The sequence below is a fragment of the Halobacteriovorax sp. genome (assembly GCF_048381875.1).
Lineage (GTDB): Bacteria > Bdellovibrionota > Bacteriovoracia > Bacteriovoracales > Bacteriovoracaceae > Halobacteriovorax_A > Halobacteriovorax_A vibrionivorans.
On the sequence record NZ_JBLXBP010000002.1, the window covers coordinates 544,910 to 558,312 of the forward strand.

Here is a 13,403-nt window from a genome sequence, read left to right on the forward strand (position 1 = left end):
GTAATTATGGGAATAAAGTTAAATATCCAACATTCAGAATTTGAAGAAATTGAAAATCTCAATCTCCATTCTCCAAATCAAAATATTGCAATTGGAGATGAGCTTCAAAAGGCCAGTGATATTTTTATCAGCCGCTATGACACTCTTATTAACTTAAAATATCTAGTTGATAATGGTGCAAACCATATTATTGCAAACTCCCCTAGCCTAAAAGATGAAATTAAATCTGTCGTGGACTTTATAAATGATGAACGAAAAAATAATCTCGAAAGTCGTATCGCTCCCAAGGTGCAAAATAAAGTAATTATTGAAAGTGAAGATGGGTTTGATAAAAGCCTTCAACATCTTCTTCAAGATATTGACTTCGATGGTTATCACGAGAGTATCTCAAGTAAACTAAATCTAGTTACCAACGAGTTCTACACAAATGATATATTTCATAGGACAAGTACCCAAAAAAAGGGAGAAATACGCGTTTCTCAAGATGATTACAAGATTATTATCCACTACAAGAGTTATACTAAAGTGAAGAAATCCTCAATTGTTTCATCCCTTTACCGAGCAGCTAAAGAGAAGAAACCAAGGCAAGAGGGCCGTGGAGCAGGACTAGGACTATACTTCATCTTGCAAAATTGTGATCGCTTGCAAGTTGTTCAAAATCCTGAATCAACAGACTTCTATGTCTATATTGAGAAGAACAAAAGATACAAAGATATTAGTAAAAGAATACCTTCAATAAACTTATATAATTTAAAGGAATAAAACTATGAGTAACTTAAGTGTTGAAGTCAAAACAGAAAATGACACAACCATTGTTAATCTAACAGGAAGAATTGACGAGGATGCTGATCTAAAGCCTATTCTCGATTTGAAAGATAAAAAGTTACATATCAACTTTAACAATGTTGAAATGATAAACTCATGTGGAATTAGAGAATGGATCAATATGCTAGGTGAATTATCTGGCAAGATCACCTACTCTCATTGTCCACAAAGTGTCATCGAACAAATTAATATGGTCCACGGCTTTATCAAGCCCGGTATTGATGTTGAGAGCTTCTATGCTCCATATTACGAAGAATCAACTGACGAAGTTAAAATGATTCTAATTAATACAAGTGACGTTGTTGATAATAAAGCACCTGTTATGAAAAATGATGCAGGAGAAGAACTTGAGTTTGATGCTATCGAAGCACAATACTTTCAATTCATTAAACAGATGAGCTAATATGAGCAACTACAATCTCTACGATTCAATTTTCGAACCTATCTGTGTTGTAAACAAGAGCAATGAAATTGTTTATTATAATCACTACTTTGCTTCATTCTTTAAGAAGTCACCACGAATTTTAAAGAAAGGACCAAAACTTAGAAGCTTATTTACAGGTTTTGAAATTGAAAGTTTTCTCTATGATATTCAAGGTGTAAAAGTCGGTCCAGAAGTAGAGATCTATCTTGACGATCAAACTTTTTACCACGTTATTATTAAAGCGATTGAAGCAAATGATGAAAAGATTGTCTGCTTTAATGATATTAGTATTGAAAAGAATCTTTATACAAAATATCGATATCAAATTGAAGAACTCAAAGAGATACACAACCAAATTATTCAAGCCGATAAACTAAGTACTATCGGAGAGATTACTGCTACGATCTCACATGAGATTTCAAATCCTCTTACGATCGCATCTGGAAACCTTGAATTAGTGGATGCTCTAATTAGTAATGAGAATATTGAATCAAAAGATCTAATCACTGGAAGTATTCACGATACTAAAGACTCTATCGATCGTATTACAAAAATCATAAAAGGCTTAAAGAGCTTCCTACATAATAAAGATAGTAATAAGAAATTTATTTCTGTTGAAAAAGTAGTTGAAAGATCTCTTAGCCTTTTGAAAGTTCCACTCGAACAAGATGGAATCAAAGTTGAATTTGACTGCAAATCGTCTTCAATTATTTTGGCCAACCCAATTGAAATGGAGCAAGTTATTATTAACTTAGTAACTAATGCAATCCACGCCCTTGTAGACGCTAAGGTAGCCTCTCCTACTATTACAATAACAATTACAAAAGATGATGTTTGCCACATTATCAATGTTATTGATAATGGACCGGGAATTAATGCAGAAAATAAAGATCAAATATTTGAGTCTTTCTTTACTACAAAAGAAGTTGGAGAAGGTACAGGGCTTGGCCTTGCTATTTCTTCTAAAATTATCGATTCATATTCAGGTAGTTTAAAGCTTGTGGATTCTGATAGCGGATGTAATTTTGAAATCACTCTTCCAAAAATGGAGACGACTTCATTTACAGATAGTGAACTTAGTATCAATTTAGATTTCAAAAGAGTTCTAGTAATTGATAATGAACCACAAATATTAAACTTATTTGCAAAGTATTTTAAAGATGGGCCAGTAAATCTTATCTTTGCTTCCGATGCAATTGAAGCTCAAAGACTTCTATTGGGTACAAATGTAGATGCCATCATCACAGACTATGATATGCCTGAGAAGAATGGTGTTGAGTTTGCAAAAGAGCTTGCTAGTCAAGGAGATGAGACACCTGTGTTTATAATGTCAGGTGTAGCTCAAAAGAACTTGATAGCAGGTTATCAGGAAATAAAAGGGTTCCTTGAGAAGCCTTTTGAAAAAGAAGATATTCTAGATTTACTTGGAATTAAGAGTGAGGAGAATAACTAATGGCAATGTCTCCGGCAAGTCCACCATTAGCAAAAAAACCTTCTGTTCTCATTGTTGATGATGAGGAAAAGATCTGCTTTCTTATCAAAACATTTTTAGAGCAAACTGGTGCATTTAAAAATATTGTTACTGCTGATACGGTAAGTGTGGCACTTTTAAAACTTAGAAATGAAGATTTTGATCTTGTTATTATTGATTATAAATTACCTGATAAGGATGGAACTTATTTTATCGATGTTGCAAGTAAATCAATGAAGTATCAGAAAATGAAGTATCTTCTTATTTCAGGATTTTTAGATAATCGCTCAATGGTTAGTGTTATTAATTCTGGTGTAACAAATGTTTTAGTAAAGCCATTTTCAAGAGATGATCTCATCGATAAGGTCTACTCTCTCCTAAAGATTAAATAGGCTCGACTTCATTTAAAAACTCATCTTTTGTTAAAAGATAAGACTTATAATGATTACTATATGTATTCACCTCTTCTGGTGTGAGCTTTCTTTTGGCAACAGCAGGAGTACCTATAATAAAGCTCTCAGGGGGATAAACTTTTCCAGGAGGAACAACACTTCCCCCTGCTACAATAGAGTTTTTTCCAATGACAGCACCATCAAGAACAGTGGCCCCCATTCCAATAAGACAGCCTTCTTCAATTGTACACGCGTGCAGAGTTACACTATGGCCCACACTAACATTCTCTTTGATAATTAACGGAATATCTTCAACAACATGAAGCATTGTCAGATCTTGAATATTACAATTATCACCTATGTGTATTTCGTTCACATCACCACGAGCAACAACTTGAAACCATAGAGAAACATTCTTTCCAAGAAAGACCCTTCCTATGACATCTGCTGAGTCGGCGACAAAACATCCCTCACCAAGACTTGGTTCAATTCCTTTATAACGATATAGCGTCATCTATCTCCACCCAATTACTTCATAACCTTTTTCAGCAAGACAGCGATTAACAAAGCGCTGTTTTACTTCATCTTCACTTAGACCTGCTGATGCGGCACCACTCGCTCCGCCAATAGCTGCGCCCTGAGCGGCTCCTCGTCCAGCATTTCCACCAAAGACAGCACTTGCTACAGCACCAACAATAGCACCCCATGCAGCACCTTTTCCACCTTCACGAATCATCTGCCTTCCACGCTCACTTTCTAAAAACTCATCGGCCTTATCCATGCAAAGAGAGATATCTCGATCAGCTTGTTCCTTTCCATATTTTTGATAGGCCTTATTTGGGTAGAGTTTAGGTTTAGAAGCGCAGGCAACTAAGACAATTAAAAGCGATAGTGAAAATATCTTCATGATTGCTCCCAAAAAAAAAGCCGCTTAAAGCGGCCTTATTTAGATTTGAATTTTATTCTTCTTTAACTCCACCCCATGGAATCTTTGAAAGATAGGCTGCTAAATCAGCAATATCCTCTGGGGAAAGTTTTTTAACAATAGTTAACATTTGCTGGTTAACACGTACTCCGTTTTTCATATCAAGAAGTTGCTTCTCAATATACCATTCCATTTGTCCACCAATACGAGGTGCCTTATTAGCGGCTTTCCCTGAACCATCTTTAGCGTGACATGCAATACATTGCTTATAAAGCTTATCTGCTCTTTCAAGTTGTGGAGTATCTAAAGGGATAATTGTCTTTTCTTCGATTACTTCATCAGTGATAACTGGTGGAGCTGTAACTTCAGCGTGTATTTTTGCAAGTTCTTCAACTTCTTTTAAGTGAGCAATATGAGCTTTTTCAGCTGCTTCAAAATTATATTTCTCATTGTTGACTTCAACGCTCTGGTAACTTGATAAGTTCATAACAAGAACTAGCCCTACTAAAGTGAGGGAAAATAGCACTAAACGATACATCGTTTCTCCATTCCAAAAATTAATCTACTTTTAATGGCTTAAGTATAATTGTCCTGACTGATTTTGGCAATCGTAAAGGTATCAAGCTCAAATCTTACTGCCTTGCGCGTCATCAATAACGCACGGCTAATACATGGACGTTCTACATTATAGGGTTTATAATTCGGCCACAAAAACTTAAGTAAATTCAGGAGCTTTTAATGCAGTACAACTTTGGTGAGATTGAACCAAAATGGCAAAAGTTTTGGGAAGACAACAAAACTTTTAGAACCGACTCAACAGACAAGACGAAACCTAAATACTATGTATTGGACATGTTTCCTTATCCATCAGGTGCAGGACTTCACGTTGGTCACGTTGAAGGATACACAGCAACAGATATCTTAGCTCGTTTTAAAAGAATGAATGGGCACAATGTTCTTCACCCAATGGGTTGGGATTCATTTGGACTTCCTGCTGAGAACTACGCCATCAAAACGGGAACTCACCCAAATGTAATAACAAAAGAAAATATTGGAAACTTCACAAGACAACTAAAGGCTTGTGGATTCTCATATGATTGGGATCGTGAGATCGCAACTTCAAGTATTGATTACTATAAGTGGACTCAATGGATCTTTACTCAACTTTATAATAAAGGCCTAGCTTTTGAAGATGAGATTTCTGTTAACTGGTGTCCTGAACTTAAGACAGTTCTAGCTAACGAAGAAGTAATCGATGGAAAATCTGAAGTTGGTGGTCACCCAGTTGTTAGAAAACCAATGAAGCAGTGGATGTTAAAGATCACTGAATACGCAGACCGTCTTCTCGAAGATCTTGATGATCTTGATTGGCCAGAGTCTCTAAAAGAGTTACAGAGAAATTGGATTGGTCGCTCAGAAGGTGCACAGGTTTCTTTTGAAGTAAAAGGTGCAAATTCGAAAATTGATGTTTTCACAACTCGTCCCGATACTCTTTTTGGTGCAACGTACATGGTCCTAGCTCCTGAACACGACCTAGTTGCAAAAATTACCACTGAAGATCAAAAAGCAGATATTGAAGCCTATATCAAAGAAGCGGCCCTTAAGTCTGATCTTGATCGAACGGATCTAAATAAGAATAAGTCCGGTGTTTTCACTGGCGCTTATGCAATCAACCCTCTTAATGGAAAAGAGATTCCAATTTGGATTGCTGATTATGTCCTAATCTCGTACGGAACAGGAGCGATCATGGCCGTTCCAGCTCACGACGAAAGAGACTGGGAATTTGCTAAGAAATACGACCTTGAAATCCTTCCAGTCCTTGAAGGTGGAGACGTTAATGAAGCGGCCTTCACTGGAGATGGTACCCATATTAATTCAGACTTCCTAGATGGGCTAAATAAAGAAGATGCGATTTCAAAAGTTATCGCTCACCTTGAAGAAAAAAATATCGGAAAGAAAGAAATTAACTACAAGCTTCGCGACTGGTTATTTTCTCGTCAAAGATACTGGGGAGAACCATTCCCAATTTTAAAATTTGAAGATGGAACTGTAAGATGTCTTGATGAAGATGAGCTTCCAGTTGGTCTTCCTGAAGTTGAAAAGTATGAACCATCGGGAACTGGTGAGTCACCACTAGCTCGCATTGATGATTGGTTATACTTAACTGATCCAAAGACAGGCAAGAAAGCAAGACGTGAAACAAATACAATGCCTCAGTGGGCAGGGTCTTGTTGGTACTACCTACGCTTCATTGATCCAAAGAACTCTGAAGTTGCTTGGGATAAGCAATTAGAAGAATACTGGATGCCAGTCGATCTCTATGTTGGTGGAGTTGAGCACGCTGTTCTTCACCTACTCTACGCTCGCTTCTGGCACAAGGTTCTATTTGATCTTGGACTTGTTTCTACAAAAGAGCCATTCCAGAAACTTTTCAATCAAGGTCTTATCCTAGATGAGCATGGTGAGAAGATGAGTAAGTCAAAAGGAAATACTGTAAACCCAGATGATATCATCAAAGAATACGGTGCAGATGCTCTTAGACTTTATGAAATGTTCATGGGGCCACTTGAAAAAGTTAAGCCGTGGCAAACAAAAGGCGTAAAAGGAGTATTTAACTTCCTTAGAAAATCATTCACTTTCTATGGAAACCCAGAAAATACTTACGAAGGTGAAGAGAAGAATCAAGATGTTCTAAAGCACCTACACAAGACAATTAAAAAAGTTACTGAAGATGTAGAAAACCTTCGCTTTAACACAGCGATCTCAGCAATGATGGTAATGAATAACGAAGTTATTAAACTTGGTCAGGTTTCAGTTGAGACGGCCAAAGCATTTACAAGACTTCTTTCTCCATTTGCTCCACACGCTGCTGAAGAGATGTGGGCAAACTTAGGTGAAACAACTTCTTGTTCACTTGCTCCGTGGCCGACCTTTGATCCTGAGCTTGCTAAAGATGACCTAATCACAATGGCCATCCAAGTAAATGGTAAAACGAGATCTACAATTGATGTACCTGCTGATATCTCAAAAGAAGACTTTCTTGCACAGGCCAAGGCCGATGAGAAAGTAGCAAAGTTTATCACGGGAACAATTGTTAAAGAGATCTACGTTCCGGGAAGAATTTGTAACATTGTAGTTAAAGGATAAACTATGAAAAATACATTCTATGCAACAACAGCTATCGACTACCCAAATGGGCGTCCTCATATTGGACATGCTTATGAGAAGATCGTAACTGACTCATACGCACGTTGGAATCGACTCCTTGGAAAAGATGTTTACTTCCTAACTGGAACAGATGAAAACGGACAAAAGCTTATTGAGTCGGCCAAGGATGCAGGTCTTGATACACTTGAATTCGTTAATAAGAATGTCGAAGTTTTTAAAAACCTTTGTACAAGAGCAAATATTAGTCATGACGACTTCATCAGAACAACTGAGAAGCGTCATGAAGATTCATGTGTTGAACTTTGGAAGAAACTTGAAGAGAAGGGATTAATTTACCACGGGCACTACTCTGGTAATTACTGTCTTTCTTGTGAGTCTTTCTACACTGAAGCACAAGCACCTGATGGAAACTGCCCTGAGCACCACAAGCCACTTGAACTCAAAGAAGAAGAAGGCTTCTTCTTTAAACTGAGTGAATACCAAAAATGGATTATCGATCACCTAAAAGCGAACCCTGATTTTATTGTTCCAGGTGCACGCTATAAAGAAATTCTTTCTCGCCTTGAAAATGACGATCTAAGAGACCTTGCTATTTCTCGTCCAAGCCAAGGATGGGGTGTAAAGGTTCCGGGTAATGATAACTTTGTTATGTATACTTGGTTTGATGCTCTTATCAATTACTACTCTGCTCTTGATTCAGATCAAAAAGAAAAGTTCTGGCCAGCAGATATGCACGTTATAGGTAAAGATATCCTTTGGTTCCATTCAGTAATTTGGCCATGTATGCTAAAGGCCGCAGACCTTCCACTTCCAAAACAAGTATATGTTCACGGAATGGTACTTGCTGAAGATGGAAAGAAAATGAGTAAGTCTCTTGGTAATGTTGTTGATCCATTTGAGATGCTTGAAAAATATCCAACGGATACTTTCCGCTACTATATGCTAAAAAATATTTCATCATCTGGTGATGGAAAATTCTCTGAACAAGAATTAGTTGATAAGCACAATACTGAGCTTGCAAATGACTATGGAAATCTTTTAATGAGAGTTATCAAACTAGGTCTAAAGAGCTTTCCAGATAAAGTCTACACGCCAGAAGGTGTGGCCCAAGAAATCGATGCTCTTCCATATTTTGAGCGTGCTAAGGAGTTCATGGATAAGCGTGAGCACAACAAGGCCATTGATGCGATTTGGGACCTTATCGTTAGCCTTAATCAATACGTAAATGATAAAGAGCCTTGGAAGCATAAGAAAGATGAAGCAGCATTTGCTCCAATCGCTTATAACTGTTTCTACGGTATGGCAGCAGCATCATATATGCTTCAGGCCTTCCTTCCAGAGTGTACGAAAACAGCTCTTGAATATATTGGTTCAAGTGCTCTTGGAACTGAACTTATGGAATTTGGTGCCGCGACTTATACGCCTCAGCCACCGGAGGCCCTATTCCCTAAAGTAGAACTAAGGTAAAAAAGCCTCCACAATGGAGGCTTTTTTATAAGCATTCATTTACAACATCATCATCTGAATAATAAACCGCACGACCTATTTTTGTGCTCGTCTCAATCACATTTCTGACAACGTTAGTAATCTTAATATGCGGAGAAATTTTATCATTTTCAACTGTTGCTCTAATTGTTCCAAAGTTATTTAAGATAAGCTCATTATCCACAACATCATAGGTCTGAGTAAAAGAAGTTGAATATATACTTTGATCAATATTTGAAGGAAAAGGATATTCGCTATAACTTAAGTCATAGGTTTTAGTTTGGCGATATAATGTAATAAGAACTTGGGAAACAAAACGATCTCCAGCAACATCCTCTGTAATTAAACCTGTGAAGGACATGGCCTTATGCTTACGAGTATTAGCTGAGCATTTGCCAACAGACTCCATATGAAAAGCTTCTTCAACAGAAAGATTCTCTAGTGGATTTAACTTTGTTCCTACAACATAGTCATTTTCACCGCATGAAAATAAAATTAGTATCAGTAGACTTAAAGAAATAACACTCTTCAAAAAAACGCTCCATAATTTAGTTTACTAAATTGTAGAACGTTTAAAGCGTTAATAAAAGATGTTTATTAAGAACGACTTAAGAAAGCATCAACTCTCTAAAATGCCAATTCTAATAACAAGGAACTTCAATATTAAAGTCACCCCATTTCTTTATTCGATATCTCTTCATGTCAAATCGGCCAGAGCCTGGAACATTTCTCGTATGTTCGCCATCAATAATCACATTTCTATTTCTATCGCGTGCATGTAAATAGAGCACTCCATTCTTCGTTTGAAAAAATCTTATGGTTTCACCTGCTTTAAGCGTATAGAAACCTTTCGCTTCCCAGCTGTCGGTTTTGTGATTTTTATAATCAAATGCAATTAAAGTCTCTTTTGATGAACAATTATTTTTAATCAAAACATTAATGATACTTTCATGTTTCATTTCTTTTGAAACCCATTTTTCGATAAAGTCGTTATCTTCACTAAATGATCCGGAGAAAATGGCCTGTGCAATTTTCCCTCTTTCATCTGTTAGAAATGATCCGTAATTTACGCTCTTATATCTATCTTCTCCAGTTATCACACCATGTACATATGAGTTGCCATACTTTTCAGAGTAGACAAGAATTGGTGAACCACTTTGGCCACTTATTACATCACAATAAATATCAAGACGTTTGTCACTTGCTTGATCAATTTCACAATTCTCTTGGAAGTATTGTTGACCATCAGGCTTATCACCTGGATAACCTATCGTTAGAGTTTTTCCATCTGGTAAACTAGACCTACCCCAATAACCGGCAGTACCAACTCTTTTTCCGGCACTTCTTCCCTGAGAATCTAGACCTAGCTTCATAATAGCAATATCTTCATCTGGATAATGTGAAATATTTGAGTAATCTTTTGGATAATAAACTCTCTCAATTGGAAATCGACCGTACTTTGGTTTATTTTTATTTGTTAGACCAGGGTAGAAAAATGAGTTTTGTAAAAGATCTTCTGTCTCTGCTTTAAAGGCACAATGAGCGGCAGTTATAATATAGCTATCATTAATTAGAGTCCCTGAACACGTATTTACTGTCGCAACACCTGTACTTGGATTAACAATTTCAGTCCTAATTTGCCCAACTTTTTTAACAATTTCTTTATTTAAGCGACCAGTTGTTTCAGCGCGATCATCACTACCAATAATTTGATTAGAGCTTTCTACATTCACTTCTTTACTAGAAGCGACCTCGCTATTTTGGCATGAGATGAAATTTAATAAGATCAATGACGTATAAATTAACTGCTTTCCAGTAAACATTCGCTCCTCTCTATTCTAATAAATCAATATATTTATTTTAATAAAAAAGAGTGTTTCTATCCTTTTAATTGGAAGTTTTATAGAGGATGTTTATTTCATGTACAGCTTGAAGAGCTTGTATTTTCAGCAACTTAGAAGAAAGGCTTCCTATGAAAGCCTTCTTATATTAATCATTATCGTATTGATTTGAGCAATTCATATAGATTGGTAAATGGTCACTAATAACTTCTTTTAAGTAATTATAATAAGTCTTATCAAAAAGCTGTGAATCAATAACTCGATCGTAAAACTCTTTTTGACTTTCTTCCATGTCAAACCTTGGAACTAGCTTATTATTTTTTACCGTTAGCTTATTTTGAATTGAGCGAGTGTAATTATCCACAAGATTTTCAACCTTCTCGCGGCCACCTGCTTTAAGGCGGTACATTTCGACATCTCTTGTTTGAGATTGGTATTTTGCATTTGAGCGTACAAGGTAGCGTCGATTAATTAACTTTGAGAAGTCACCTTCAATAAAGTTAAAGATCTTTGCAGTATTGCTACCTTTGCAATTTCTTGTTTCATTAGGATCAAAAAGAAAGTGATCATAATTACTTTTTGTTCCATGAGTGATTGTTCCATCAGATAATGACTTACCTAAGGCCATTGAAGTTGCACCTTCAATTTTTAGCTCCAACCCTCTAAAGTCATTAAAGAAAGTTTCCCAGTAATCATTTGTACTCTCAAGATTAAAGTCACCAAGAATAATATAATCTTGCTCATAGTAACTCTTCTTTAAGTACTCAACTAGTTCGGCCATAAGTCTAACTTCAGCAAAGCGTGCAAATTTTAACTGAGTTACCCCTGGGCCAATATCTTTATAATCTTCTACACCATAAACATTTCGTAGAATTTTCTTTTGAAGATCTTCATCTGAAGGCGTGTTGTGAATAACGTGAGTTGATAAAAGAGTGAAGTCAAATTCACCTGATTCAAACGTTGCAAGAAATGGCCTTCTTGAGAAAAGTCCATCGACATCACGGCCAAAAGTCTTTTCATCTAAGACTGGTAGACAGCCATACTTTCCGTTTCTTCCATACTTATCACGACAATATTGAGTAGCCTTTAAATCAACAACACTACTACGATAGTAGAACCCTGTTAATTCTTTAACAGTCGAATTCTCGCTTCCTTCCTGCTTTCCAGAAAGTACAAGAGACCAAGATGCATCAAGCTTTTGTAGCTCTTTTAAAACTTCAATATATCCAGGAAAATCAAATTGTTCACGAATAAGAGCAAGTTCATTTCTCGTTACACTTGCAGAAAGATCAGCTCCTTGCTCAGTCATCTGAGCAAGACGAGAAGTATAGTACTCAACGATACCTTCATTATGCCTCTTACTTAGGCCATTATTAGAAGTTAATTCAACTGCTGCAACAACATCCCAATGGTCAATAATTTGAGCAACAAGTTGGTGGTCTTTGTATTCAGTTTGAGTAGCACCTGGCTTGAAAAGGTTAAAGGCAGCAATTCTTACTTGATTATATTTAGATTTAACTTTTGAGCGGCTGTATTTACCAACAAATTTAGAGTAGATCTGGTATTCTGATTGACACTCTACTTCACCAACGTTTCCATCAAGAAAGACCTTTAATTGGCGACAAGTTTCAATTTCCGATTCAGTAGCACCATCAAGCTCTGCATGAACAAGTTTTGGCAATAAAAAAGTAGATAAAACTAATACCCTAAATAAGTTTACCATAATACTCTCCCCCGAGTGAGCTAGCATTGTACCCAAGTCATTTTCTTAATTCAAGCCTTGTGAAGCCTTGTAAGGCACCGAAACTAAAGTGTTTTTTATCATTTTTTTCGTCTTAGCACATGCGTCAAGCTAAATATCTGAGTAAAAATAGCCGATAAAGATCTTAGATATATCTTGATGGGGGAATTGATGAAAGTATCAACGAGAATTTACACGCTTATTATGGCCCTAATGCTTACGAGCACTTCGGCTTACGCTTCTGTTTTTAGTCTAATTGAAGCGACTGGCGAAGGGCTAAATCAACTACTTTTAAAAAGCGGTGTATTAGACTCTGAAGTTAGAAGTGTCGTAACTAAAAATCTCGATCTTGCAATGAAAGACCTGTCTCATACAGGAAAAAAAGAGGACTTTAGCTTTAATACTTTAAAGATGATGGTTAAAGGCTCTCAAGATAAGGCCAGACTACAAAAAGTTAGTGAAGTCTTTGCCAAAGAAAACCCTGAAGCAAAAGAGCTAAAAGAAGCTATTAATAGCTTTGTCTATCTGTCTCAAAGATATGGATACAAAAAAAGCGCTATTCTATCATGTGCACCATGTGTGAATAAGAATCTATCTGATAATGGCTTCGACTTTGTTCTTTCTGAAATGAAAGATGAAAGTTCGGCGAGAATCTTTAAAGTTATGTCTCGATATAACTCACCTGCAAAGGTTCAAAGACAGTTATATTCTCAAGTAAAAAATGAAGGATGGTCTGCCCGTGTGCCAATGCTTAACCCTACAGATGAAGAGGCCCTATTATATTTCTTAACGGCCCAAAAGTATGGTTCGTCTGCACAAAAGGAGCTGATCTCAGCAATCAAAGAAGTATCAGTTAGTAATGGAAAGGTAGATCTTTTTAGTAATTTTAACGGACATAAGTTCTATTCATTTCTATCAAGTGGTTTTAATGACAACGAAATGACAGAATTAGCTCGTATTCTAAAAGCGACAGCAGAAGAGATGAAAGAGTCTAAAAAAGGTACTATGGATGCTTTCTATGATGTTCTTCAAAAAGAAGCTGATGAAGCAAGAACGCCAGCAGCTCGTCAAAAGAAGCTAGCGTTACTTGAATATTTACGCGATGATGCAAAATGTTTTAAAAAGTAATTT

At 36.5% G+C, this 13,403-nt stretch carries 13 protein-coding genes; 7 read left to right on the forward strand and 6 right to left on the reverse strand.

Features of this window, described 5'->3' with window-relative positions:
* Positions 1-6 precede the first annotated feature (6 nt).
* From ACN5L8_RS06885 to ACN5L8_RS06900, 4 genes are read left to right on the forward strand one after another with little or no spacing between them, the layout of a single operon-like run.
* Positions 7-762, forward strand: a complete 756-nt coding sequence (locus ACN5L8_RS06885; RefSeq protein WP_419172695.1) for a hypothetical protein — start codon at positions 7-9, stop codon at positions 760-762.
* Positions 763-766: 4 nt separating this feature from the next.
* Complete coding sequence (locus ACN5L8_RS06890) at positions 767-1,228, forward strand: hypothetical protein (protein WP_115361683.1); 462 nt, start codon at positions 767-769, stop codon at positions 1,226-1,228.
* Between the two features lies 1 nt (position 1,229).
* Positions 1,230-2,702 (forward strand): hybrid sensor histidine kinase/response regulator, encoded by a 1,473-nt coding sequence (locus tag ACN5L8_RS06895; RefSeq protein WP_115361686.1) that lies wholly within the window; start codon positions 1,230-1,232, stop codon positions 2,700-2,702.
* On the forward strand, positions 2,702-3,112 hold the full coding sequence (locus tag ACN5L8_RS06900; RefSeq protein ID WP_115361688.1) for a response regulator: 411 nt from the start codon (positions 2,702-2,704) through the stop codon (positions 3,110-3,112). Before ACN5L8_RS06895 ends, ACN5L8_RS06900 begins: the two co-directional genes overlap by 1 nt.
* Here ACN5L8_RS06900 and ACN5L8_RS06905 read toward each other — a convergent pair.
* Genes ACN5L8_RS06905 through ACN5L8_RS06915 form a run of 3 tightly spaced genes read right to left on the reverse strand, consistent with a single transcriptional unit; the run spans position 3,105 to position 4,575 of the window.
* A complete protein-coding gene (locus ACN5L8_RS06905; protein ID WP_419172696.1) occupies positions 3,105-3,626 on the reverse strand; it encodes a gamma carbonic anhydrase family protein in 522 nt (173 codons plus the stop codon). The genes ACN5L8_RS06900 and ACN5L8_RS06905 overlap by 8 nt on opposite strands.
* A complete protein-coding gene (locus ACN5L8_RS06910) occupies positions 3,627-4,019 on the reverse strand; it encodes a cell envelope biogenesis protein OmpA (RefSeq protein WP_115361691.1) in 393 nt (130 codons plus the stop codon).
* Between the two features lie 52 nt (positions 4,020-4,071).
* On the reverse strand, positions 4,072-4,575 hold the full coding sequence (locus ACN5L8_RS06915) for a c-type cytochrome (protein WP_115361693.1): 504 nt from the start codon (positions 4,573-4,575) through the stop codon (positions 4,072-4,074).
* A 200-nt stretch (positions 4,576-4,775) separates the two neighbouring features.
* Between ACN5L8_RS06915 and leuS the strand changes: the two genes are divergently transcribed.
* Positions 4,776-7,184: a leucine--tRNA ligase gene (gene leuS / locus ACN5L8_RS06920; RefSeq protein WP_419172697.1), complete on the forward strand. Its 2,409-nt coding sequence runs from the start codon at positions 4,776-4,778 to the stop codon at positions 7,182-7,184.
* 3 nt (positions 7,185-7,187) lie between these two features.
* On the forward strand, positions 7,188-8,672 hold the full coding sequence (metG, locus tag ACN5L8_RS06925) for a methionine--tRNA ligase (RefSeq protein ID WP_419172698.1): 1,485 nt from the start codon (positions 7,188-7,190) through the stop codon (positions 8,670-8,672).
* A gap of 25 nt (positions 8,673-8,697) precedes the next feature.
* Here metG and ACN5L8_RS06930 read toward each other — a convergent pair whose 3' ends face one another.
* From ACN5L8_RS06930 to ACN5L8_RS06940, 3 genes are all read right to left on the reverse strand, one after another.
* A complete protein-coding gene (locus ACN5L8_RS06930) occupies positions 8,698-9,222 on the reverse strand; it encodes a hypothetical protein (RefSeq protein ID WP_419172699.1) in 525 nt (174 codons plus the stop codon).
* Between the two features lie 109 nt (positions 9,223-9,331).
* Positions 9,332-10,513, reverse strand: a complete 1,182-nt coding sequence (locus ACN5L8_RS06935) for a trypsin-like serine peptidase (RefSeq protein ID WP_419172700.1) — start codon at positions 10,511-10,513, stop codon at positions 9,332-9,334.
* A gap of 166 nt (positions 10,514-10,679) precedes the next feature.
* On the reverse strand, positions 10,680-12,254 hold the full coding sequence (locus tag ACN5L8_RS06940) for a hypothetical protein (RefSeq protein WP_419172701.1): 1,575 nt from the start codon (positions 12,252-12,254) through the stop codon (positions 10,680-10,682).
* A 189-nt stretch (positions 12,255-12,443) separates the two neighbouring features.
* On the opposite strand from ACN5L8_RS06940, the gene ACN5L8_RS06945 reads away from it, so the two are divergent.
* Positions 12,444-13,400, forward strand: coding sequence for a hypothetical protein (locus tag ACN5L8_RS06945; protein WP_120404206.1), 957 nt, complete (start codon positions 12,444-12,446; stop codon positions 13,398-13,400).
* Positions 13,401-13,403: the final 3 nt, after the last annotated feature.